This is a genomic window from Candidatus Kosakonia sp. 282A-S69, from assembly GCF_029433855.1.
Lineage (GTDB): Bacteria > Pseudomonadota > Gammaproteobacteria > Enterobacterales > Enterobacteriaceae > Kosakonia > Kosakonia cowanii_A.
Genome location: NZ_JAROAU010000003.1, coordinates 740729 through 765287, shown reverse-complemented (window position 1 = coordinate 765287; position 24559 = coordinate 740729). Strand labels below are relative to the sequence as shown.

19 protein-coding genes and 1 tRNA gene are annotated in these 24559 nt (G+C 57.3%); 6 read left to right on the top strand and 14 right to left on the bottom strand.

What is annotated here, in order from left to right; genetic code table 11:
- Position 1: 1 nt before the first annotated feature.
- From PU683_RS09330 to hutI, 9 genes are all read right to left on the bottom strand, one after another.
- Entirely contained in the window at positions 2–634 is a 633-nt protein-coding gene (locus PU683_RS09330) for an NTP transferase domain-containing protein (protein ID WP_277171220.1), read from the bottom strand.
- 12 nt (positions 635–646) lie between these two features.
- The gene (locus PU683_RS09325) at positions 647–1111 is read right to left on the bottom strand and encodes a (2Fe-2S)-binding protein (RefSeq protein WP_277171219.1); all 465 of its coding nucleotides are present in this window, start codon (positions 1109–1111) and stop codon (positions 647–649) included.
- An 11-nt stretch (positions 1112–1122) separates the two neighbouring features.
- On the bottom strand, positions 1123–4338 hold the full coding sequence (locus tag PU683_RS09320; protein WP_277171218.1) for a molybdopterin cofactor-binding domain-containing protein: 3216 nt from the start codon (positions 4336–4338) through the stop codon (positions 1123–1125).
- A gap of 191 nt (positions 4339–4529) precedes the next feature.
- Entirely contained in the window at positions 4530–5162 is a 633-nt protein-coding gene (locus PU683_RS09315) for an ECs1377 family protein (RefSeq protein ID WP_277171217.1), read from the bottom strand.
- Between the two features lie 175 nt (positions 5163–5337).
- Positions 5338–6873, bottom strand: a complete 1536-nt coding sequence (hutH, locus tag PU683_RS09310) for a histidine ammonia-lyase (protein WP_277171216.1) — start codon at positions 6871–6873, stop codon at positions 5338–5340.
- Positions 6873–8555 carry a urocanate hydratase gene (hutU, locus tag PU683_RS09305; RefSeq protein ID WP_277171215.1) on the bottom strand — a complete coding sequence of 561 codons (1683 nt, stop codon included), beginning with the start codon at positions 8553–8555 and terminating at the stop codon, positions 6873–6875. Before hutU ends, hutH begins: the two co-directional genes overlap by 1 nt.
- A gap of 139 nt (positions 8556–8694) precedes the next feature.
- The gene (locus PU683_RS09300; RefSeq protein ID WP_277171214.1) at positions 8695–9432 is read right to left on the bottom strand and encodes a histidine utilization repressor; all 738 of its coding nucleotides are present in this window, start codon (positions 9430–9432) and stop codon (positions 8695–8697) included.
- Positions 9433–9472: 40 nt separating this feature from the next.
- On the bottom strand, positions 9473–10429 hold the full coding sequence (gene hutG, locus PU683_RS09295) for a formimidoylglutamase (protein WP_277171213.1): 957 nt from the start codon (positions 10427–10429) through the stop codon (positions 9473–9475).
- Positions 10426–11652 (bottom strand): imidazolonepropionase, encoded by a 1227-nt coding sequence (gene hutI / locus PU683_RS09290; protein WP_277171212.1) that lies wholly within the window; start codon positions 11650–11652, stop codon positions 10426–10428. Before hutI ends, hutG begins: the two co-directional genes overlap by 4 nt.
- A 462-nt stretch (positions 11653–12114) precedes the next feature.
- Between hutI and ypdK the strand changes: the two genes are divergently transcribed.
- Positions 12115–12186: a membrane protein YpdK gene (ypdK, locus tag PU683_RS09285; protein WP_099458783.1), complete on the top strand. Its 72-nt coding sequence runs from the start codon at positions 12115–12117 to the stop codon at positions 12184–12186.
- 48 nt (positions 12187–12234) lie between these two features.
- Here the strand turns inward: ypdK and alaC are convergent, their stop codons facing one another.
- Positions 12235–13476 (bottom strand): alanine transaminase, encoded by a 1242-nt coding sequence (alaC, locus tag PU683_RS09280; protein ID WP_277171211.1) that lies wholly within the window; start codon positions 13474–13476, stop codon positions 12235–12237.
- 387 nt (positions 13477–13863) lie between these two features.
- Here alaC and PU683_RS09275 point away from each other — a divergent pair, with 387 nt between their 5' ends.
- Entirely contained in the window at positions 13864–15564 is a 1701-nt protein-coding gene (locus PU683_RS09275; protein WP_277171210.1) for a sensor histidine kinase, read from the top strand.
- Complete coding sequence (locus PU683_RS09270; RefSeq protein WP_277171209.1) at positions 15561–16289, top strand: LytR/AlgR family response regulator transcription factor; 729 nt, start codon at positions 15561–15563, stop codon at positions 16287–16289. The genes PU683_RS09275 and PU683_RS09270 overlap by 4 nt, the downstream gene beginning before the upstream one ends.
- On the opposite strand, the gene glk is transcribed toward PU683_RS09270, so the two are convergent.
- Positions 16286–17251 carry a glucokinase gene (gene glk / locus PU683_RS09265; RefSeq protein WP_023479899.1) on the bottom strand — a complete coding sequence of 322 codons (966 nt, stop codon included), beginning with the start codon at positions 17249–17251 and terminating at the stop codon, positions 16286–16288. The genes PU683_RS09270 and glk overlap by 4 nt on opposite strands.
- 267 nt (positions 17252–17518) lie before the next feature.
- On the opposite strand from glk, the gene mgrA reads away from it, so the two are divergent.
- Both mgrA and PU683_RS09255 read left to right on the top strand, forming a co-directional pair.
- Positions 17519–18517 carry an L-glyceraldehyde 3-phosphate reductase gene (gene mgrA, locus PU683_RS09260; RefSeq protein ID WP_277171208.1) on the top strand — a complete coding sequence of 333 codons (999 nt, stop codon included), beginning with the start codon at positions 17519–17521 and terminating at the stop codon, positions 18515–18517.
- Positions 18518–18641: 124 nt separating this feature from the next.
- Positions 18642–18989, top strand: coding sequence for a DUF2502 domain-containing protein (locus PU683_RS09255; RefSeq protein ID WP_277171207.1), 348 nt, complete (start codon positions 18642–18644; stop codon positions 18987–18989).
- A 201-nt stretch (positions 18990–19190) separates the two neighbouring features.
- Here the strand turns inward: PU683_RS09255 and PU683_RS09250 are convergent, their stop codons facing one another.
- Positions 19191–20438 (bottom strand): Nramp family divalent metal transporter, encoded by a 1248-nt coding sequence (locus tag PU683_RS09250; protein ID WP_277171206.1) that lies wholly within the window; start codon positions 20436–20438, stop codon positions 19191–19193.
- A 352-nt stretch (positions 20439–20790) separates the two neighbouring features.
- Here PU683_RS09250 and PU683_RS09245 point away from each other — a divergent pair, with 352 nt between their 5' ends.
- Positions 20791–21978 carry a NupC/NupG family nucleoside CNT transporter gene (locus tag PU683_RS09245; RefSeq protein ID WP_277171205.1) on the top strand — a complete coding sequence of 396 codons (1188 nt, stop codon included), beginning with the start codon at positions 20791–20793 and terminating at the stop codon, positions 21976–21978.
- Between the two features lie 42 nt (positions 21979–22020).
- Here PU683_RS09245 and PU683_RS09240 read toward each other — a convergent pair whose 3' ends face one another.
- Positions 22021–24192: a sensor domain-containing phosphodiesterase gene (locus PU683_RS09240; protein ID WP_277171204.1), complete on the bottom strand. Its 2172-nt coding sequence runs from the start codon at positions 24190–24192 to the stop codon at positions 22021–22023.
- Positions 24193–24367: 175 nt separating this feature from the next.
- Positions 24368–24443 (bottom strand) — tRNA-Ala (locus tag PU683_RS09235).
- Positions 24444–24559: the final 116 nt, after the last annotated feature.

Below are 24559 nucleotides of genomic sequence, written 5' to 3'. Positions count from 1 at the left end.
ATTACCGACCACCGCGCGGATTGATGCGCCGCCGCGGCAGCGTATCAAGCAAGCGGTTAAGCTCGGTTCGCTGGCGATACTGCGCAGGGGTGTCGATATCGCAATGGATCCCCGGCTCATCGACGGCAACCGTGCAGGTGCCGATCTGGCGAACGATCGTTTTTAAGCTGCTGTCGGCGGGCGCATTGCTGATAAGCGTGAGCGCCTGCGCCGGGAGCAGCACCGGGTGACCCCGGCCCTGTTCATAACCGGGCACCAGGCAGTGGTCATGATCCGGATGCTGCCATAACGCGCTGTACACCGCTGGCGACACCTCCGGCATATCGCCCAGCGCCAGGAAAAAGCGCCGCGAGGTGACTGCCGCCGCGCCACACTGTACCGACGAGAACATCCCCGAGGCGTAATCGGGGTTGTGGACAAGCGTAATGGCGGGCTGCCCACGGTAATAGCGCGCCAGCTCATCGCCCCGGTGCCCGGTAACCAGTATGACCCGGTCACAGAGCGAAAAGGCGCTGCGAAGCGCGCTGTCGAGCAGCGTGCCCGCCCCCCAGGGCAGCATCATTTTCCAGTCGCCCATCCGGCTTGATAACCCGGCCGCCAGCATTACGCACTCAATTAACGCCTTTTCACTCATCGCTCACCCCTTTTACACCTCGCCTTTCAGCACCGCTTTGATGGAGGTGATGATGGGCTGATAGCCGGTACAGCGGCAGAGATTCCCCTCCAGCGCCTCTTTCAGCGCGTCATCATCCGGCGCAGGGTTCGCCGCGAGCAGCGCTTTGGTGCTCATTAACACGCCCGGTGTGCAGAAGCCGCACTGCACGCCGCCGTGGCGCACAAACGCATTTTGCAGACGCTTGCCCACCGGATCGTGGTGCAGAGCTTCAATGGTGGTCACCTCCGCCCCGTGACACTGGGCGGCAAGCAGCAGACATGAGCAGACCGCCTTGCCGTCAAGGATGACGGTACAGGCCCCGCACTCGCCCACGGAACACCCCTCTTTGGTGCCGGTCAGGCGTAAATCTTCACGCAGCAGATCGATCAGCCGCAGGTTATCGTCCACTTCACGGCGAATACGGATTCCATTCACTTTCAGTTCGATTGCGTGCATCTTCGCGCTCCTTAGTTGCTCTGCTCAGTTATCACGTCCTGCATCATCAGGCGGAACATATCGACAAACACCGGGATTTTGTAAGGCGCAGACCAGCGCCCACCGATGGCGTCATCCACCAGCCCTTTCAGCGCCTGCGCGGCTTTATCAACCGAAGCGGCGTTCAGCGGCTGGCCGATCAGCGCCTCTTCCACCGGGCTTAACCGCTGCGGTTTTCGCATCAGCGCACCGTCGACCAGCCGGCAGATGCGGATGGTGCCTCCGCTGTCGACATGGAATTGCCCGGTCAGGCTTTGCCGCGTGATGTTGAGCGCATTGCGCCGTCCCAGTTGCAGGTAGCACTCCACCAGCGGCTGGGTCATCGGCACCGGCAGAATAAAGCGCGTGACCAGTTCATCGGCAGCGATACCGGTGCGATAGCCATCGGTAACAAATTCGCTGACCGGCAAGCGGCGCGTACCGCGCAGGCTGCGCAGCTCCACCTGTGCGTCATAGATAATCAGCGGCGGCAGAGAGTCGGCGCAGGGCGCGGCATTGACCACATTGCCGCCGAGCGTAGCGCGGTTGCGAAGCTGTAACGAGCCGATGGTTTTGCAGGCGGTAACAAGCAGCGGATAGCGCTGCTGCACCAGCGGGTGTTTAATCAAATCGCTAAAGCAGACTCCGGCACCAATCGATAATCCGCCGTCGAGATTGAAGATCTCTTTAAGTTCGGCCAGCCCGGCAATGTTGACCAGCGGTACGGCGTCACAGCGCAGCCGCGCCTGCACCAGCACATCGGTACCCCCCGCAATTGGCTGGGCCGCCTTTTCCGCCAGCAGCGTTAAGGCCTCTTTCAACGTGCTCGCCGTGTTCAGCGATACCGTATTGAGCCGGTGAACCTCTTTCTTCGGGCCGCAATCAAACAGCCGTTCACTCTGGCGGGCCGGTTTTTTCAGGTTATAACCGAGCCTGACCTGCTCAAGGGTGAGTGGAAGCGTACGGTTAAAGCGGCCGATGGCGAAGCTCACCGCGTTATTGAGCGCCGCGGCGCCGAGTTCGAGCACCGGTTCGCCAATCACTTTCGCCCCCATCGGCCCCGCTTTATCGGCATTTTCGATGGCGTTGATGATAATGGGTGGCATATCTTTGATGGTCGGCAGCAGGTAGGTGTCAAAGTTCTCCGACTTCACCACTCCCTGCTCGGTATTGAAATCCTCCAGCATGCCGTAGCCAATCATCCCCTGCAGCACGCCGCCGTAGACCTGGCCGTTAAAACCAACCGGGTTGATCACCTTGCCGACATCATGGGTGGCGACGACACTGTTGACTGTCACCTTGCCGGTGCGCATATCGACTGCCACATCCGCAATCTGGCAGCCATAGACCCAGGTGAAATAGGGGCTGCCGCTCCCCTTCTCCTCATCCCAGTGAATAGGAGGTGCCACATGCCAGCCGTAGGCGGATAAGTTGGCGCCGGTGGCGCGGGTCATATCGACCACCTGCTGAAAGGTGAGACGACATTGCGGCTGATGGCGGTTGAAGACGCAGCCATCACGCCAGACCAGATCCGCTATCTCACCGGCTTGCAGCGTCGCTAAAATGGCGGCAGCCATGCGATTTTTAATGGTATTGGCGGCGCTGAGGATCGCCTGCCCACCCATCAAGGTGCCGCGCGAGGCAACGGTAGAGCCGCCATCGGCAATCATCGCCGTCGCCGGTTCACTAAAGGTGACGCGCGCCAGCGGAATGCCGAAGGCTTCCGCCGCCAGCAGCGACATGGTGGTCTGCAACCCCTGACCGTTCTCCGAGACCGAGGTGGAGATATTGATACTGCCGTCGGCATTGACCTGGATAAGTGCGGATGAAGCGTCCAGCCCCTCCGCACCAAGGGAGCAGCCGCGGTGGCTCAGCGCCAGGCCGATGCCGTAACGCACCGGGCCACCCGCGGCATTCAGCTGCTGATAATGCGCCCGTCGCGCCTCGAACTCAGCTTTAAGCACCGACGTCTCCAGCACCTCCTGCGCCGAGACGGTGTGATCGCACATACGCTGGCCCGCCATGCTGATATCGCCCTGGCGCAGGATATTGCGCAGACGCAGCTCCACCGGCGAGAGACCCATTATCTCCGCCACTTCATCCATCAGCGATTCATTAGCAAAAATGACTTGTGGCGCGCCGTAACCGCGATATGCCGAGGTGTAGTTATTGTTGGTATAGACGCTGGTAAGATCGACGCGCACGTTGGGGATATTGTACGGCCCTGCCGCCTGCACCGAGCTGCGCCAGGTAACGAACATCGTCTGCCCGGCATAGCTGCCGCCGTCGGCGAGGATATTTATCTGCATCGCCTGAATGCGCGCGTCATCATCAAGGCCAATGCGGTAATGCAATTTGTAGGGGTGGCGCTTATAACTTTCGCGCATTGATTGTTCGCGGTTATAGGTCATCTTGACCGGACGCCCCGTCAGCTGTACCAGCAGCGCCGCGCGGCAGGCGAGGTTATCAATGATGTCATCTTTCCCGCCAAACGAGCCGCCGAGCACCGAACGTTTCACATTCACTTTGCTCTGCGGCAGATCGAGGTATTTGGCGACAATGCCGCGAACACGGTGAGCGTTCTGAATCGAACCGGCAATCGTCATAATTTGCTGGTCATCATCCAGCCACGCGGTGATCGACTCCGGTTCGATATAGGCGTGCTCCTGGAAACCCACCTCATAGTCGCGCTCAATGATCTTCGTCGAGGCGGCAAACCCGACCTCAATATCCCCTTTCACCGTGTGATGGCGGTTGATGACGTTGCTCTCAAGCGCGCTGTGGATCAGCCGCGCGCCCGGTTTCAATGCCTCCTCCGGGGAGGTGATCGGCTCGCAGGGCGAGTAGGTGAGCTTAATTTTATCCACCGCCAGGCAGGCAGCCTGATAGCTCTCCGCTGCCACCACGGCAATGACATCACCGCGATAGGCCACCTCGTTTTCGATGATCGGCGGGTAATCGGGGATAATCACACCCAGCTTGCGCTGCCCCGGGATATCCTTCCAGGTCGCGATATGTACCACGCCGGGCACCTTTTCCGCTTCACTGAGATCGACCGACTCAACGCGCCCCGCGGCAATATCGACATAGCGACAGACGCCGTAAAGCATGTTTTTCAGCCGGATATCGTCGCCATAAATTGCCGTTCCCCTGACTTTGGCCAGCCCGTCTACGCGGGCTACTTCACTGCCTACCAGCACCGTCTCCATTGTTATGCGCTCTCCACTAGCAAAAGGATGAGTGCTATAAGCAATGGTTATGCCACTTTCATTTCGGGCAAAAAACAGACGAAACAGGGCAAAAAATGGCTATAACGGATAAAAAACAGGCAGGGGTTTGCCTGACCGTTATCAAGCCGGGAAAAGGTGTATCACTTTGATAAATTTACCGCCGATGGCGGCTATTTTTCGACGCGGCGGTAAACAGGCATCAGCCGCGTGGTGCCGGTGAGATCGTCGAACACCTCGGTTTCGGCGGTGGCGATCGCCATCCCGCTTTTGCGCAGCCGCTGCACATCTGCCGCAATGCGTTGCAGCCCAAACCAGAAGAGCCCGTCCAGTGCTGTCACCTGCAACCCCGACTCGAGTGCCAGCTTCAGGCGCTCGCGCGGGGCTTTTACCTCTTTAGCGATCTGCTGATAGGGCGCGGCCGTCGCACCGGTGGCATCGATGCGCCGAATGCGGGTCGCCAGACGATACTGGAAGGTATCGGGAATGTCGCTTAAATCGGTTTTCAGGCTGTAGACGCAGCCAAAGCGCTTGCCGTTAAAGATGACATTTTTCTGCGCCAGGCTGAATTCCTCGCGCAGCGCGGCAATCAGCTGCGGCGCGCGGGTCAGAAGTAAACGGAAGGGAAGCTCAAAGCTGGTAACATAATCGACATTGAGCAGCGCGATGCGCAGCCGCTCTTCGGCTCCGGCGTTAAGCTGGCGGCACTCATCCAGCACATCGCGCCACTGCTGCGCCAGGCGCGGCGTACCGGCGACATCAGCAAAGCTGTATTTCTCAATCTGATAATCAATTTTCCCGCTCACCCGGCCTTCCCTTCTGTGTGATTTCAGTTTCCGTGGCTCAATTTACTAAATCCGTGAACTAACCGGAAGCCGCTAGCGCCGCGCCGTGATAGCCGTCATGGCGCGAAGGTGAGTGCGGTCTGGATAAGCTGTTTAGCAGGCAAAAAAAGCCCGGCTTCTGTGCCGGGCAGGATGTTCAGCTGGTGGGGGAGAGTATGTCTGGCAGCAGCTGCCGCAGATGACCAGCGCTGAGCAGCGTTATGGCGGCCTCAATATCGGGGGCGAAGAAGCGGTCCTGCGCATAGTGTGTGACCTCCTCGCGCAGCAGGCCGCGGGCCTGTTCCAGCAGCGGGCTGGTGGTTAAGCCTTCGCGCATATCGAGCCCCTGGCAGGCGGCCAGCCACTCGACGGCAATCACGCCGCGCGTATTCGCTGCCATCTCCCACAGGCGACGACCGGCGGCAGGTGCCATTGAGACGTGATCCTCCTGATTGGCGGAGGTCGGCAGGCTGTCGACGCTGTGCGGGTGCGCCAGCGCTTTGTTTTCACTCGCCAGCGCTGCTGCCGTCACCTGGGCGATCATAAACCCGGAGTTCACGCCGCCGTTTTTCACCAGGAAGGGCGGCAACTGCGACATATGGCTGTCCATCAGCAGAGCGATGCGCCGCTCCGCCAGCGCGCCGATTTCGGCAATCGCCAGCGCGAGGTTGTCGGCGGCCATTGCCACCGGCTCGGCGTGGAAGTTGCCGCCGGAGATAACCTCGTTTTCGGCGGCAAAGACTAACGGGTTATCGGAAACCGCATTGGCCTCGGTTAACAGCACGCTGGCAGCAAAGCGCAGCTGCGTTAAACATGCGCCCATCACCTGCGGCTGGCAGCGTAATGAGTAGGGATCCTGCACCTTATTGCAGTTGTGATGCGACTGCGCAATCGCGCTGTCATCAGTCAGCAAATGGCGGTAGAGCGCAGCGGCGTCCATCTGCCCGCGCTGACCGCGCACTTCGTGAATGCGTGCATCAAAAGGCCGACGCGAGCCAAGCGCCGCTTCGGTGGTCAGCGCCCCGCACACTACCGCCGAGGCGAAGAGATCTTCGGCTTCAAACAGCCCGCGCAACGCAAATGCGGTGGAGGTTTGCGTACCGTTCAGCAGGGCAAGCCCCTCTTTTGCCGCCAGCGTCAGCGGTGCCAGGCCGGCGCGTTTAAGCGCCTCGCTGGAGGGCAGCCACTCCCCCTCAAAGCGCGCTTTACCTTCGCCAAGCAGCGTCAGGGAGAGATGTGCCAGCGGCGCAAGATCGCCTGAAGCGCCAACGGAGCCTTTCGCCGGTATCCACGGGTAGAGACCGGCGTTGAGCATCTCCACCAGCAGCTGAATCACCTGTAAACGGATGCCGGAGAAGCCGCGCGCCAGGCTGTTGATTTTCAGCAGCATCATCAGGCGCACCATCGCCTCATCCAGCGGTTCGCCGACGCCGGCGGCGTGGGAGAGCACCAGCGAGCGTTGCAGGTTTTCCAGATCGTCGGTAGCGATACGCGTCTGCGCCAGCAGGCCAAAGCCGGTGTTGATGCCATACGCCGTGCGCCCCTCAGTCATGATGGCGTTTACGCAGGCAACACTCGCTTCAATGGCGGCAAAGGCACTTTCATCGAGGGTAACGTGCAGCGGCTGCCGCCAGGCGTCGCGCAGCTGCGCCAGCGTCAACTGGCCGGGAATAAGGTGTAGCGTACTGTTCATTAACGTTTCCCCTGGGTGGCATCCACCATCGGTAAGTTAAGCCCCTGTTCAACCGCGCACGCAATGGCGCTTTCATACCCGGCATCGGCATGGCGCATTACGCCGGTGGCGGGATCGTTATGCAGCACGCGGGCAATCCGCGCCGCTGCCTCATCGCTGCCGTCGCAGACAATCACCATGCCCGCATGCTGTGAAAAGCCCATGCCAACGCCACCGCCGTGGTGCAGCGAGACCCAGGTTGCGCCGCTGGCGGTGTTAAGCAGCGCATTGAGCAGCGGCCAGTCGGAGACGGCATCGGAGCCGTCGCGCATCGCTTCAGTTTCGCGGTTCGGGCTGGCGACCGAGCCGGAGTCGAGGTGGTCGCGGCCAATCACAATCGGCGCGGAGACCTCGCCGCTGCGCACCATTTCGTTAAACGCCAGACCCAGTTTCTGCCGCCACTCCAGCCCCACCCAGCAGATGCGAGCCGGTAAGCCCTGGAAACGGATACGCTCGCGCGCCATATCCAGCCAGCGGTGCAGGTGCGGATCGTCGATCATCGTTTTTACTTTGGCATCTGTTTTGTAGATATCTTCGGCGTCACCCGAGAGCGCCACCCAGCGGAACGGGCCAATGCCGCGGCAGAAGAGAGGGCGAATGTACGCGGGAACAAAACCGGGAAAATCGAAGGCGTTGGTTACGCCCATCTCTTTCGCCATCTGGCGAATGTTGTTGCCATAATCAAAGGTCGGCACGCCCAACTGCTGAAAAGCGAGCATCGCCTTAACGTGTTCGGCCATGCTCGCTTTCGCCGCCTGCACGGTCTGCTGCGGATCGGATTCCGCTCTGCGTTGATACTCTTCCCATGACCAGCCCGCTGGCAGGTAGCCATGCAGCGGATCGTGGGCACTGGTTTGATCGGTGACCATATCCGGGCGCACGCCGCGCTGCACCAGCTGCGGCAAAACGTCGGCGGCGTTGGCGCAGAGCGCCACGGAAACCGCCCGCCGCTCTGCGGTGTAGCGTTTTATTCTCGCCAGCGCGTCGTCAAGGGAGGTGGCCTGCTCATCGATATAGCGGGTGCGCAGGCGAAAATCGATGCGGCTCTGCTGGCACTCAATCACCAGCGAACAGGCCCCGGCCAGCGTCGCTGCCAGCGGCTGCGCGCCGCCCATGCCGCCCAGACCAGCGGTTAACACCCAGCGCCCGGTTAGGTTACCGCCGTAGTGCTGACGCCCGGCTTCAACAAAGGTTTCATAGGTACCCTGGATGATCCCCTGGCTGCCGATGTAGATCCAGCTCCCGGCGGTCATCTGGCCATACATCGCCAGCCCTTTTGCATCCAGTTCGTTAAAGTGCTCCCAGCTGGCCCAGTGCGGCACGAGGTTAGAGTTAGCAATTAATACGCGCGGCGCGTTCTCGTGGGTTTTAAACACGCCGACCGGTTTGCCGGACTGCACCAGCAGCGTTTCATCCTGTTCGAGCAGAGTGAGTGCCTTAACGATGGCGTCGTAGCACTCCCAGTTACGCGCCGCACGCCCGATACCGCCATACACCACCAGCGCCTGCGGGTTTTCTGCCACCTCCGGGTCGAGGTTGTTCATTAACATGCGCAGCGGCGCTTCGGTCAGCCAGCTTTTGGCCGTCAGTGCCGTACCTCGCGGAGCGCGGATCGCCTGCGGGCGAGAGGGGATATGCGACATCGTTGTTCTCCTGAAATCACGCGATGAGTGTGTAAACACATATACTTGTCTATACAATTACACGCAAGGCAGGTTTTAACACTCGAGATACATTTTTCTGATAGTGCGCTAACAATCACGCTTTTGCTGGCGGCAGCGCTCAGGAGCCGAAATGGCCTTGTAAGCGGTAGCGGGAGCCGGGATAAAGCAGGCTGGCGTGGGAGACAATCTGCGACCTCGACCAGGTGCGTCGGCGGATCAGCAGGCAGGGATCGTGCTCCTGGATCTGCAACAAGCGGCAGTCGTCGGCTGCCGCATGAACCGCTTCGACAATGTGCTCCCCTTCAGTGAGCGGCGCAATCAGCGACAAATAAGCATGGGCGGTGGTCTGCGTGTAATCCTGGTGCAGATACTCCGGCACTACGGTGGCATTGACCCAGCGCTCCTCAATTTGTACCGGCATCCCATTCTCAAAATGCACCATGCGCGAGTGAAAAATGCGAGTCCCTTCCGCCACGTCTAGCGCCGCGGCCTGGGTGGTATCGGCGGCGCGCGCCTCCAGCAGCAGCACTTCGCAGTGGTGCTGATGGTGACGGTCGGCAATCTCATCGGCGATGCTGCGCACTTCGAACAGCGCCGATTGCCCTTTCGGCTCAGCGACAAAAGTGCCGACGCCCTGCAAGCGCACCAGTAACCCCTCATCGGTCAGCGCGCGCACCGCGCGGTTGATGGTCATGCGGCTAAAACCAAACTGCGCCACCAGCTCCGCTTCAGAGGGGATGCGGTCGTGCGGACGCCAGATACCGGCGGCGATCTTCTCGCTGATGGCCTGCTTAACCTTCTCGTAAAAGGGGACGGGCGCGGTGGCCGGGGCTACCCGGGGGCGGGGTGAATACATAGCGCGGTAATTCCTTATTGTTATTAGTCAGGCGAGTATATCACTGCCACCAGTGCAGGATTTGCCAGGCCAGCCGGGCGGCGGCTTTCGCGCCCTGCCCTGCGTGATCGAACGCCGGATTGAGCTCCACCAGATCCACCGCCTGCACTTTGCCGCTGCGACACAGCGGCTCGATAATGCGCAGCAGCAGATGCATCGGCACACCCAGCGCCGCCGGTGCGGAAACGGCAGGCATCTCCCAGGCGGGCAGCACGTCAAGATCGATGGTGAGATAGATCCTGTCGTACTGCTCAATGAGGCGTTTAATTTCGGGTAGCGCTTCGGTTTCAAAGGCGTTTAACAGCGCCAGATCCTCAATCACCGTCACATTGCGGCGCGTCGCTTCATCCCACAGCGCCTGGGTGTTGGCCGCCAGGCTGGCACCGAAACACGTATAGTGAAAGCCGCGCTGCTGGGTGTCGCACTGCTGCGCCAGCTGACGAAACGGCGTGCCGGAGCTGGCGCGCGCCGCCTGGCGTAAATCAAGGTGCGCATCGAGGTTGATAATGGCGACCTGCTCATGCGGGAAAGCATCAAGGATCGCCGAGCCGTGGCCAAATGCTGTTTCATGCCCTCCGCCAAACACCAGCGTGCGCATCTGCGCCTGCTGGCAGGCGAGCACCGCATCATGCAGCACCTGCTGCGCCTGCTCCAGCGCCTCCGGCTGGGCGACAATATTACCTAAATCGACTATCTGCTGATGCCCGGCGTGGCTGGCCATCGTTGCCAGCGCGTTACGCAGGGCAAATGGCCCCTTCGCCGCCCCCGCGCGCCCCTGGTTGCGCTTAACGCCCTCATCACAGGCAAAGCCAAGCAGCGCCGTCTTGCCGCGGTGCGCTTCGGGGGCAAAAGTCGCCGCCCGGGTGACGGTCTGAAACAGACGCAGGGCGTTTGCTGCTTCGCCGCTGTCATCCCTGCCCTGCCAGCAGGCGGGCGCTACCGGCTGCCATAGATTCATGCCGTCACCTCACCACGGAAAATACGTTGATAAAGCGGGTTACGACCCGGCTCGTAGATTATCTCCACCGGGTGACTGGCTTCCCAGACAACAAAATCGGCGACGAACCCGGCGGCCAGTTGACCGTGCGTATGCTGGCGACCAAGCGCCTGTGCGGCATGGCGCGTAACGCCCGCCCAGGCCTCTTCCGGCGTCAGAGCAAACTTTACGCAGGCCATATTCATCGCCAGGTGCAGGCTGGCAAACGGGCTGGTGCCAGGGTTGAAATCCGTCGCCACCGCCATCGGCACCTCCTGCTGGCGCAGCAAGGCAACCGGCGGTTTTTGCGTTTCATTAAGAAAATAGAAAGCGCCAGGCAGCAGGACGGCAACGGTGCCGCTGGCACGCATCGCCATCACGCCCGATTCGCTCAGGTACTCGATATGGTCGGCGGATAAGCCGTCAAAGCGGCTAACCAGCTCCGCGCCGCCCAACGAGGAGAGCTGCTCGACATGGCCTTTCACCGGAATACCGAGCGCCTGCGCGGCGCGAAACACCTGCCCGGTTTGCGCCGGGGTAAAGCCGACGTTTTCACAAAACGCGTCCACCGCCTCAAACAGCCCTTTTTCCGCCAGAGTCGGCAAAATGGTGTGGCAAACCAGTTCAATATAAGCCTGCGGGTCCGCTTTATACTCCGGCGGCGCGGCGTGTGCGGCGAGCAGCGTGCGGCTCACCTCAACCCTATTGTTTTGCGCCAGCGTGCCGGCGACGCGCAGCATCTTCTCTTCGCTGGCTAAATCCAGCCCATAGCCCGATTTAATCTCAAGGGTGGTGACCCCTTCGCGCATCAGCCGTGCCAGCCGCGGCTGCGCCAGTTCCAGTAGTTCCCCTTCGGGACATTCCCGCGTCGCCCGCACGGTTGCGTTAATGCCGCCGCCTTCGGCGCTAATCTGCTGATATGAGACACCGTTTAACCGCTGCTCCCACTCCTGGGCGCGGTTTCCGGCAAAAATAAGGTGGGTATGACAGTCGATTAAACCCGGCGTCACCAGACGACCTTGCAGATCGCTGCTCTGCAGGACCTTAGCGGGCAGTTCACGCTCCGGCACAATCGCCCGGATCTGCCCGTCACGCACCACGATGGCATGGTGCTCAAGCAGGCCATACGGTTCTGCCCGCGTGGGGTCCATGGTCGCAAGCCTCGCGTTACGCCACAGATGGTCGTCAGAGGTCAGCTCAATCATACGATTCTCTTGTCATGTGTTGTATAGACATTTATTTGCATAATGATTCGCTTGTCAACTCTGCGGCGCGTTTGCTGTGGGCGCTCCCGCTATTAACACGGCTGCAAACCGCAAACTGTGATGCCGCACATAAAATTCGCCTTATATTTCAAGCGCCAATGAACCGTTTCAGCTACGCCAAAAAACCGTCGCCCAAGGGCAATTTATTTAGCAGCGAAAGTATTGTGTCGCCAAAGCCCGACACATTGTAAGTTGCTAAAATTAAATAGAAAAAAGGCTCTTGTAAGGGCAAAAAATTAAGCGTACATTAGCCCCCGTTTGGTGATGAATTCACCGGAAATTCTGAGATGGCGCTGTGGCCGAAAGGGAGAAAATTCTCATTTTCATTTTGGCGTAGTTTCACCTCTCTATACTCAGTCCTGACAGATCATTAATGCATACTTTGTGTGCGGAGCGATGAACGTGAAATATTTCTTTATGGGCATATCGGTGATGGTTATCGTGTGGGCCGGCACATTCGCCCTGATGATCTAGCCTGAGCCATAGCGCAGAAAAAAATAAGGAGCCATACGGCTCCTTTTTTTATGGCTGGGTCTCTTCCGCCGCCCCTTTTGGCGTCACGGGAAGCAGGCCGTCGGCGCGGAACATCGCTTTGATGCCGCGCACCGCCTGGCGGATACGATCGCGGTTCTCAATCAGTGCAAAGCGCACATGGGTGTCGCCATAATCACCGAAACCGATGCCGGGCGAGACGCACACTTTCGCCTCCTTCAGCAGCTTTTTCGCAAACTCCAGCGAGCCCATCGCCGCATAGGGTTGCGGAATTTTCGCCCAGACGTACATAGAGGCTTTCGGCATTTCGACCATCCAGCCTGCTTCATGCAGCCCTTTGACCAGCACATCGCGGCGACGCTTATACTGCGCGGCGATATCGCGCACGCACTGCTGATCCCCTTCCAGGGCCGCGATAGCCGCAACCTGCAGCGGCGTGAAGGTGCCGTAATCGTGGTAGCTTTTGATGCGTGCCAGCGCGTTGACCAGCGTCGGGTTGCCGACCATAAAGCCAATGCGCCAGCCCGCCATATTGTAACTTTTCGACAGGGTGAAGAACTCGACGGCCACATCGCGCGCGCCGGGCACCTGCATAATGGAGGGCGCTTTCCAGCCATCAAACACGATATCGGCGTAGGCCAGATCGTGTACCACCAGCACATCGTAACGCTTTGCCAGCGCTACAACTTTTTCGAAGAACTCCAGCTCCACGCACTGCGCAGTTGGGTTCGACGGGAAGCCTAAAATCATCATCTTCGGCTTCGGATAGCTCTCGCGGATCGCCCGCTCAAGCTCATTGAAGAAATCGACCCCCTCCACCAGCGGCACCGATCGCACCTGCGCGCCGGCGATCACCGCGCCGTAGATATGGATCGGATAGCTCGGGTTCGGCACCAGCACGGTATCACCGTGATCCAGCGTCGCCAGCATCAGGTGCGCCAGCCCCTCTTTCGAGCCGATGGTGACAATCGCTTCCGTTTCCGGATCGATATCCACCTGGTAACGATCCTGATACCAGCGCGAAATAGCCCGCCGCAGACGCGGAATACCACGCGAGGTGGAGTAACCGTGCGTATCGGGGCGCTGCGCCACGGTGCAGAGTTTTTCCACGATATGGGGCGGGGTTGCGCCATCCGGGTTGCCCATACTGAAATCGATAATGTCCTCGCCGCGGCGTCGCGCAGCCATTTTCAGTTCGGCAGTAATATTAAAAACATAGGGGGGAAGACGATCGATACGCGTGAAACGGCGTTCAGGACTGGAGTCAGCCATAGATTCCTCGAAGTTACGTTAGCGCCCGGACCGTCCGAGCGACGTCGCTGCATGTGCAGCTGTTCTGACCATAGCCTGATTAAATTCTGCCTGTCGAGAGGGAAGCGAAAAAATAGTGTGGCCGGGTAAAAGAGGAAGCGAAATGTGAACAGTCTTAGAGGTGATTGCCGCTTAAGCCGATAACTACCGCTTATCTTTAACATTATGATAAAAATAAAATTACCTCAAAAGGGCAGCAAAGTGAGTTGTCTCCCGCGCTGGGTAAGATTCCCTTTAATCCCCTTTTTAAAAAATGGTTTTTCCTCATTCATCTAATCAATGGTTAACTGGTGATCTGCCGCCGGGTTTTTTATCATAGCCCTTTGACCTCTATCACATGAGTCCCCCGTGCACGAAATATTCGACATGCTGCTGGCGGTTTTCGACCGCGCGGCGTTGATGCTGATCTGCCTCTTCTTTCTGATCCGCCTCCGCCTGTTTCGCGAGCTGCTGCATAAAACTGCTCACTCACCAAAGGAGCTGCTCGGCGTAACGGCGATCTTCTCCCTGTTCGCGCTGTTCAGCACCTGGTCCGGCGTGCCGGTGGAGGGATCGCTGGTCAATGTGCGCATTATTGCCGTGATGTCCGGCGGGATTCTCTTTGGCCCCTGGGTCGGCATTATTACCGGGATCATCGCCGGGACGCACCGCTACCTGATTGATGTCGGCGGCGTGACCGCTGTGCCCTGTTTTATCACCAGTATTATCGCCGGCATTATGTCGGGGCTGATTAACCGAAAGTTTCCTAAAGCCCAGCACTGGCGCGCCGGGATCATCGGCGGGATGATTTGCGAAAGCCTGACCATGCTATTGGTAGTGGTCTGGGCACCCTCGACGGCGCTGGGGCTGGATATTGTGGCGAAAATCGGCGCGCCGATGATCTTCGGCACGGTGTGTATCGGCTTTATTGTGCTGCTGGTGCAGAGCGTCGAGGGGGAAAAAGAGGCGATTGCCGGACGTCAGGCGCGGCTGGCGCTGGATATTGCCAACAAAACGCTGCCGCTATTTCGCAATGTGAACAGCGAGTCGCTGCGCCAGGTGTGCGACATCATTCGCCGCGATATTGATGCTGACGCGGTGGCGATCACCAATGTCGATCATGTGCTGGCCTATGTCGGGGTCGGTGAAAATAACTACCTCGATAACGATGACATTATTAGCCCGACCACGCAGCAGGCGATCACTACCGGCGAAATTATCATTAAAAACAATGATGAAGCGCACCGTACGCCGGAAATCCACTCCATGCTGGTGATCCCACTGCGCGAACAGGGCATCGTCACCGGAACGCTAAAAATCTACTACTGCCACGCGCACCAGATTACCTCTGCGTTGCAGGACATGGCGGTCGGTTTATCGCAGATTATCTCAACGCAGCTGGAAGTCTCCCGCGCTGAACAGCTGCGTGAGATGGCCAACAAAGCGGAGCTGCGCGCGCTGCAGAGCAAGATTAATCCCCATTTTCTCTTTAACGCGCTGAATGCTATCTCCTCATCCATTCGCCTGAATCCCGATACCGCGCGCCAGCTGATTTACAATCTGTCGCGTTATCTGCGCTATAACATCGAATTAAAAGATGATGAGCAGATCGACATCAAAAAAGAGCTCTACCAGATTAAGGACTATATCGCCATTGAGCAGGCGCGCTTCGGCGATAAGCTGACGGTTATCTATGATATCGATGAAGAGGTGAGTTGCGTGATCCCAAGCCTGCTGATCCAGCCGCTGGTGGAAAATGCCATTGTTCACGGTATTCAGCCTTGCAAAGGCAAAGGAGTGGTCACCATCAGCGTGGAAGAGTGCGGCAACCGGGTGCGCATCGCGGTGCGCGATACCGGCAACGGTATCGCCCCTGAGATGATCGCCCGCGTCGAAGCTGACGAAATGCCGGGGAATAAAATTGGTCTGCTGAATGTCCATCAGCGGGTGAAATTGCTCTATGGCGAAGGACTCCATATTCGCCGCTTGTCGCCCGGCACCGAAATCGCCTTTTATGTGCCCCGCCAGACGTCGCGCGCGACGCTGTTGCCCTCACCGGAGAGAAGATGAAAGTCATCATTGTAGAAGATGAGTTCCTGGCGCAGCAGGAGCTAAGCTGGCTTATCCGCGAACACAGCCAGATGGAGATTGTCGGCACGTTTGATGACGGTCTCGACGTGCTGAAGTACTTACAGCACAACCGCGTGGACGCCATTTTTCTCGATATCAACATCCCGTCGCTGGATGGCGTGTTGCTGGCGCAAAATATCAGCCAGTTCGCGCATAAACCCTTTATTGTCTTTATCACCGCATGGAAAGAGCATGCAGTAGAAGCGTTTGAACTGGAAGCGTTTGACTACATCCTGAAGCCTTATCAGGAGTCACGCATTGTCAATATGTTGCAGAAGCTGGAGAGCGCCTGGCAGCAGCAGGCTGGTACGGCGAGCAGCCCACAGTCGCGGGAGAACGCCACCATTAACCTGGTGAAAGAGGAGCGCATTATTGTCACCAGTATTCACGATATCTATTACGCGGAAGCGCATGAGAAGATGACGTTTGTCTACACCAGGCGGGAATCGTACGTGATGCCGATGAATATTACGGAGTTTTGCAGCAAGCTGCCGACAGCGCACTTCTTCCGCTGCCACCGCTCATACTGCGTCAATCTGGATAAGATCCGCGAGATCGAACCCTGGTTTAACAACACCTATATTCTGCGGCTACGGGACCTTGATTTTCAGGTGCCCGTCAGCCGCAGCAAGGTAAAAGAATTCAGACAACTGATGAATCTTTAGAGGACATAACCCAGCGTCTGGCGCAGATGCGCGCCGGAGCCCAGCAGGCCTGGGTTATCGTGAACAATCAGGTAGACCGGAATATCCTGCACGTAGGCTTTGAAACGCCCCTTATCTTCGAAACCGCCGCGAAAACCAGAGGCGGTGAAGAAATCAAGGAAGCGCGGCACGATACCGCCCGCGATGTAAACGCCACCAAATGTGCCGAGATTGAGCGCCAGGTTGCCGCCAAAACGGCCCATAATCACGCAAAACAGCGACAGCGCACGCCGACAATCGGTGCAGCTGTCTGACAGCGCGCGCTCGGTAATATCTTTCGGTTGCAGGTTTTCCGGCAGGCGACCATCAGATTTCACAATCGCGCGGTAAAGGTTGATAAGCCCGGGGCCGGAGAGCACGCGTTCGGCGGAGACGTGGCCAATTTCAGCCCGCAACTCTTCAAGGATAATCCCCTCCTCTTCGCTGTTCGGCGCGAAATCGACGTGGCCGCCCTCACCCGGCAGGCTCACCCAGCGCTTATCCACATGCACCAGATGCGCGACGCCAAGACCGGTGCCGGCACCGTAAACGGCAATCGGTTTGCCCTCAACCGGCGCGTTGCCGCCAAACTGGATCAGATGTTCCGCTTTCAGCATCGGAATAGCCATCGAAACGGCGGTGAAATCATTGATGATCTCCAGATGCGCGAAGCCAAGGTTTTGCCTCATTTCGTCAATGGAGAAGGCCCAAGTGTGGTTGGTCATCGCCACCCAGTCGCCGGTGATGGGGCAGGCAATGGCGATACAGCCATCTTCCACACTCACCTCGTGCTCTTCGAGGTAGACGCGTACGACCGCTTCCAGGCTCGGATAATCAAGACCTGAATAGGTCTTCGCCCGGGAAATGTCGCCGGTCTCGACATCACACAACGCTAAGCGCGCGTTGGTGCCGCCCACGTCTCCCACTAAAGCATATTTTTTCATTCTTCTACGGCTCCGCTAAAGTCAGAATAAATCTTTGGCACACTGTAAATTCAAGGCGCTGTAACGACAACGACCATATCACGAGTGCCCCTTTATTATCGATCTACATCACAGATTAGCCCTAAGCTTTCAGACTGATTACTGCCTAATTGCCGTAGTGCGTTACAAGAAGATACCTGGAGTACGCTTGTGCGTTGAAAGAGTGCGCAACATGGCGCTTATTTGTGCCCGGAATTTATCGCTTCCCCCTTTATCAGGAGTATTTGCATGGTTTACCTGGCGGACCCCGCACGTTATGAAAAAATGGCCTATAAGCGCTGCGGCGAAAGCGGGCTTAAGTTACCTTTGGTGTCGCTCGGGCTGTGGCACAACTTTGGCGACGCGACATTGCTCGAGACCAGCCGACAGCTGCTGCGCCACGCCTTTGACCTCGGCATCACCCATTTCGACCTGGCGAACAATTATGGGCCACCGCCTGGCTCAGCTGAGAGCAACTTTGGGCGCATCATGCAGGAGGATTTCCGCCCCTATCGCGATGAGCTGATTATCTCCAGCAAAGCCGGTTACACCATGTGGGAGGGCCCTTATGGCGACTGGGGCTCGCGCAAATATCTGGTTGCCAGCCTCGATCAGAGCCTGCGCCGCATGGGCATTGAGTATGTCGATATTTTCTATCATCACCGTCCGGACCCGGAAACGCCGCTGAAAGAGACGATGCGCGCACTCGATCACCTGGTACGCCAGGGTAAGGCGCTCTATGTCGGGCTGTCGAACTACCCGGCGGCACAGGCGCGGGAAGCAATCGAGATCCTTAACGATCTCGGCACACCGTGCCTGATCCATCAGCCGAAATACTCCCTGTTTGAACGCTGGGTCGAGAGCGAACTGCTGGATTTGTTGCAGGAGAAAGGGGTGGGCAGCATTGCTTTTTCGCCACTGGCAGGCGGGCAACTGACCGACCGCTATCTGCAGGGGATCCCGCCGGATTCGCGCGCGGCGAGCGGGAGCCGCTTCCTCAACCCGGATCAGCTCACCGAGGAGAAACTGGCGACGGTGCGGGCGCTGAACGCCGTGGCCGAGCAGCGCGGGCAGAAGCTGTCGCAGATGGCGCTGGCGTGGGTGCTGCGTGATGAGCGAGTTACGTCGGTATTAATCGGTGCCAGTAAAACCGGCCAGCTTGATGATGCGGTGGGGATGCTGGCGAACCGGGCGTTTAGCGCGCAGGAGTGCGAGGAGATTGATGCCATTCTCGCCGGCACGCAGTAAACGATCACTTTAGCAAAAAGTGCTGTTAACGCTGAATTAGGAGTTCCGCCACTAATACGGGGTTTGCGCGCCCCGTAATATTGCCGCCACAGGCCCTCCCGGCCCGATCGTGAAGGAGAAGAGTATGTTCAGGTCACTGATTCTGGCAGCAGTATTAATGGCTTTTGCGCCGCTGGCCGCCAATGCTGGCGAAATCACCCTGTTGCCGTCGGTTAAATTGCAGATCGGCGATCGTGATAATTATGGTAACTACTGGGACGGTGGCCGCTGGCGCGACCGCGATTACTGGAATCGTAATTATGAGTGGCGCGATCATCGCTGGCATAAGCATGACCGCGGCCGGCATCGTGGCTGGGATAAGCATGGCTGGGACAAGCGCGACGCCTACGAGCGCGGGTATCGTGAAGGCTGGAGAGATCGTGATGACCACCGCGGTCCAGGCCGCGGTCACGGGCATGGACACCACCATTAATTGTGTTTCGCAGATAGTTTGATTACCCGATGAAACGTGCAGTGCCGGATGGCGGCTAACGCCTTATCCGGCCTACGCGATCCAGCTTTCTACAAGCTTTTGTGCACCGATACATTTTTGCAGGACCGATAAGCGTAGCGCCATCGGGCATTTAAGCCGCAGAAAAGAGATGTAACCCGATAAACCCACAACCATCAGGCACTATTTACCCATTAACTCAGCAAGCGTTCCCACCAACAGCCAGCCGTTCAGGCACACCACCAGCGCAACAATCACCCAGCCAGTACGTCTTACCAGCGCGGTATTGACCAGTTCGCCCATCAATTTCGTATTGCTGGTAAACACCAGCAGCGGCACCAGCGCCAGCGCGATACCGAAGCTTAGCAGCACCTGGCTCATCACCAGGATACGGGTCGGATCTAGCCCCAGCCAGATAACAATAAACGACGGCATCATGGTGATGGTACGGCGCACCCACAGCGGAATATGGAAACGGACGAACCCTTGCATTACTACCTGCCCGGCCAGCGTACCGACGACCGTGGAAGAGAGTCCCGCCGCCACCAGGCTCAGGCCGAAAATTGTTGCTGCGGCATGGCTTAACAGCGGCTCCAGCGTCAAATAGGCCTGATCGAGATCGGCCACGCCGGTATGGCCATTAAAGTGAAACGCCGCCGCGGCGGTCGCCATCATCGCCAGGTTAACAAACCCGGCAATGGTCATCGCCAGTCCGACATCCCATTTGGTTGCGGAGTAGCGCTCGCGGCGAGTACCGTCGTGCAGGTTTTGCGTCAGGGAGGAGTGCAGATAGATCACGTGCGGCATAATGGTCGCGCCCAGCACACCAGCGGCAAGAAAGACCGCATCGGTTCCGGAAAGCGTAGGGATCACAATCCCTTTTGCCAGCGCCGCCAGCTTCGGCTGAGAGAAAATCAGCTCCACAATATAAGCTGCCGCAACAAACAGCAGCAGGCCGCCAATCACCTTTTCCAGCGGTTTCTGCCCGCGCTTTTGCAGCATCAGGATCAGGAAGGTGGCGATCCCCGTCAGCACCGCGCCCTGCATCAGCGACACGCCGAGGATCAGCTTGAAGCCAATCGCCGCGCCGATAAACTCTGCCAGATCCGTCGCCATGGCGATAATTTCTGCCTGCACCCAGTAAAACCACACCAGCGGGCGCGGATAGTGATCGCGGATCTGCTCCGCAAGGTTTTTGCCGGTAGCAATGCCGAGCTTGGCAGAAAGCAACTGGATGAGCATCGCCATCAGGTTCGCCCACACCACAACCCATAAAAGCTGGTAGCCGAACGTCGCCCCCGCCTGAATGTTGGTGGCAAAGTTACCCGGATCGATGTAACCAATTGCGGCAATAAATGCAGGCCCCATCAGCGCAAACCGAAGTTTACGCGCTGCCCGTCCGTTACTGCTCTCCACGCGACTACTGCTCATTTATTGCCCCTAAATATAGCCTTTGCTATGTTTGATGCTACCAAAATGAGAATGATTATCAAGATCGTTAAGATGGGTTTACTTGATTTCTCTGATAGCCTGAACAATAGAAGGGTTGAATGCCAAGGATGGTGACGGCGGCAACAACAATTACCGCAGCGTTATGTTATGAGTCTAGCAGCGTGACGCAACTTTTCACGGCCTTTATTAACATACCTGAATTGTATGTTTGATCACTAATTTTGAGTCTGGTCACAGGACATTAATATAGTGTGCCTTTGATCTCGTTTTCTTTTGTCTTGTTACATAGAATGTGCACGAAATTCCTACCCGTCTCATATTTGGAGCAAATATGTCCCGCGTTCTGCACTTTGTCCTGGCGCTTGCTGTTGTGGCGCTGCTTGCCTTGCTGGTGAGCAGCGATCGCAAAAAGATCCGCATTCGCTTTGTTATTCAACTGCTGGTGATTGAAGTTGTGCTGGCCTGGTTCTTCCTCAACTCTGATGTAGGCCTCGGCTTCGTAAAAGGCTTCTCCGGGATGTTTGAAAAACTGCTCGGCTTTGCCAATGAAGGCACCAACTTCGTCTTTGGCAAAATGAATGACGAAGGCCTGGCCTTCTTCTTCCTGAAAGTGCTCTGCCCGATTGTCTTTATCTCTGCGCTGATTGGTATTTTGCAGCACATTCGCGTTCTGCCGATTGTGATTCGCGCCATCGGTACGGTGCTGTCGAAAGTGAACGGCATGGGTAAACTGGAATCATTTAACGCGGTCAGCTCCCTGATTCTGGGTCAATCCGAGAACTTTATTGCTTATAAAGATATCCTCGGCAAAATGTCGCGCAACCGCATGTACACCATGGCCGCCACCGCAATGTCGACGGTTTCGATGTCGATTGTGGGTGCGTATATGACCATGCTGCAGCCGAAATATGTCGTCGCTGCGCTGGTGCTGAACATGTTCAGTACCTTTATCGTGCTCTCGCTCCTCAACCCGTACCGCGTGGATGAGAGTGAAGAGAATCTGCAGATGGCGAAACTGCATGAAGGCCAGAGCTTCTTTGAGATGCTGGGTGAATACATTCTGGCAGGTTTCAAAGTGGCGATTATCGTTGCGGCAATGCTGATTGGCTTTATCGCACTGATTTCCGGCCTGAACGCCCTCTTCGCTGCCGTGCTGGGTATCTCCTTCCAGGGGATTCTGGGCTACATCTTCTACCCGGTTGCCTGGGTGCTGGGCGTACCGGCGCATGAAGCGCTGCAGGTGGCGAGTATCATGGCGACCAAACTGGTCTCCAACGAATTCGTGGCGATGATGGATCTGCAGAAAATCGCGTCCACCCTCTCTCCGCGGTCGGAAGGTATCCTCTCTGTCTTCCTGGTCTCCTTCGCCAACTTCTCCTCCATCGGCATTATCGCAGGCGCGATCAAAGGCCTGAACGAAGAGCAGGGCAACGTGGTTTCCCGCTTTGGTCTGAAGCTGGTTTACGGTTCGACGCTGGTGAGCGTGCTCTCTGCGGCGATCGCGGCGCTTGTTATCTGATTAGGGCGTACTTTACGAAAACCGGGGCCTGCCCCGGTTTTTTTATGCCAGCGGCTGCGGCTTACCGAGCAAATACCCCTGCAAGTAGTCGACACCCGCCTTCAGCAGTAACTCGCGCTGCGCCTCACTCTCCACATACTCTGCCACCACCGTCAGACCTTTAGCCTTCGCCAGATCGCATATCGCTTTCACGATCATCGCATCCTGCGGGTCGGTGAGGATATCGCGGATAAAACAGCCATCGATCTTGATGATATCGGCCTGGATGCGCTTCAAACGTTCGAAGTTGGCGTAGCCGGTACCGAAGTCATCAATAGCGATTTTAAACCCCGCCTGGCGCAAACGCGTGATATTGCGGATGCTCACTTCCGAGTGGGAAAATGCCTGCTCTTCGGTAATTTCGATAATCACCGCCTGCGCGGAGATGCCGTAGCGCGCAAACAGTGCAAGAAACTGGGTAGCGAAGGATTGTTGCATCAGGGTCAGCGGCATCAAGTTGAGGGAGAAACGCGCCTTATCAACAGGCTGCGGATGCGCCTGCATCCATTTCAGCAGCGTTTCGACGACCTGCATATCAAAGCGCGTGCCGAGATCAAACTGGGCAATCACCGGAATAAATTGATCCGGTGTGAGGGTCTTCCCGTCACTGACCAGCCTTGAGAGGATTTCGTGATAGCCCTCGCCATTAGCATCGACAATAGGCTGGGCATAGAGCGCAATGCCGCCCTCTTCCAGCGCCCGCTTCACCCGCTCAAGCTGCAGCACACGCTCAGTGGTCTGATGATTCACTTCTGCCAGACTGTTGGTGAGCGCCAGAACGCGATTTTCGCTGTCCGTCTGCTCCGATAACCAGCTTAGCTGGCCGAGCGTCTGGTGCAGCGCTTCCCTGTTGCCCTGCAGTTCACCCCACGAGGCGCCGAACTCAATCTCCAGCGGGTTTTTATTCCAGCATAGTCGCTGACTATTAAGCACATCCAGCATCGAGTGCAAGCGCGCCAGGGTCTCCGGCCCGTTGAGTAGCAGCAGCAATTCACTGCCGGGCAGCTGAAAAAAGCGCTCCCCTTCATGTAACCAGGGTTGCAGCGCCTGGGTGACGCTGCGCTTAACATGAACGCGCATCATCATGCCGAAGTGACGGCTGAGGAAATCGAGATTTTTCATGTGCAGAGAGCAGATGATGCTGCCCGGCTGGCGTTCCATCTCCCTTTCCAGTGCACGCAAATTGGGCAAACCGGTCAGCGGATCGCTCATCGCCTGCGCCTGCCAGCGCCGCTTCAGCCACAGGCTGCGGCCGAAGACGCGAGTGTTGTAGAGCAGACAGACGGTGAAACAGATCAGTACTGACATAACAAACGCCAGCGAGTAATCCGCGCGCACACCATGAAAAAAGTTGTCGTTATAAGCCAGTAACAGGAAAGCCGACACGGCCCAGCTCAACGTCAGAAATGTGGCCGGCAGACGACTGCAACCAAAGTTGAAAATAATAAAGATTACCGGTACCAGATAACCGGCAATGAGATCGGTTTCATAAGGCGCGCATAACAGCGCCACAATGGTGATTAATATCGCCAGCCAGCCCAGCGTAAATAACCGTTTTCTCTTAGTAAAACAGGGCACAACGGTACGCCGCCACCAGGCCCTGGCGAAGCGGGGATTGAGGATCATGCGCATCGGATAATAAACAATCATGGTGAAAATCAATGCTGCACAAATCAAACTCTCAATATCGATGATTGAGAATATTAACGAACCGCTGCCAAAAAAATTGGAAAGAACAATGGGGTAATTAAACCAGGCGCCGGCAATATACATCGATATTTTTATGCCGACGGGCGCAATAAACCCCATCCATAAAATTCGTACTCCCATATTTTTATTGGGAATACCGTAACGCCAGCGCGCACCAAGCTGCCAGCGAACAATGGCGCATACCAGCAACACAGCAAACAGCTGGCAAAACAGCAGTGCTGCCGCTTCGCCGAAAGGCAGATGGAAGAAGATCTCATTAATAATGGCGGAGCCGAGAATAAGCGGCGCAACAGCGTGACGACCAAATAATAAGAGCATCGCCAGCGTTACGCTTAATGGTAACCAGGCGAGGTAAACCGTGCCGGCATCAACTATTGAGCTCGGTGAAATAAGACGGGCAATAGGTATAGCCACCAGGCACATCATTAGCGCCAGTAGAAACGTCTTAACGTTACCGGATTTCATAAAGTAATGTCGGCTCTGGTGGTTAAAAAATAATTACCATGAATAATAGATTTATTGAAAGAGTGTAGCAAGCAAGGGAAATGGACGAGAAAATGGCAGAGGTGCGTCTATATCAGGCAACAGCTTAAAACCTTCCAGACAAAAAACCCCCGCGTAAACGCGAGGGTTTAAATTTTGGTGGAGCTAAGCGGGATCGAACCGCTGACCTCTTGCATGCCATGCAAGCGCTCTCCCAGCTGAGCTATAGCCCCACAATGTTACTCTACGCACCAGTTCCGTTGGGTTCGGAATTTGGTGGAGCTAAGCGGGATCGAACCGCTGACCTCTTGCATGCCATGCAAGCGCTCTCCCAGCTGAGCTATAGCCC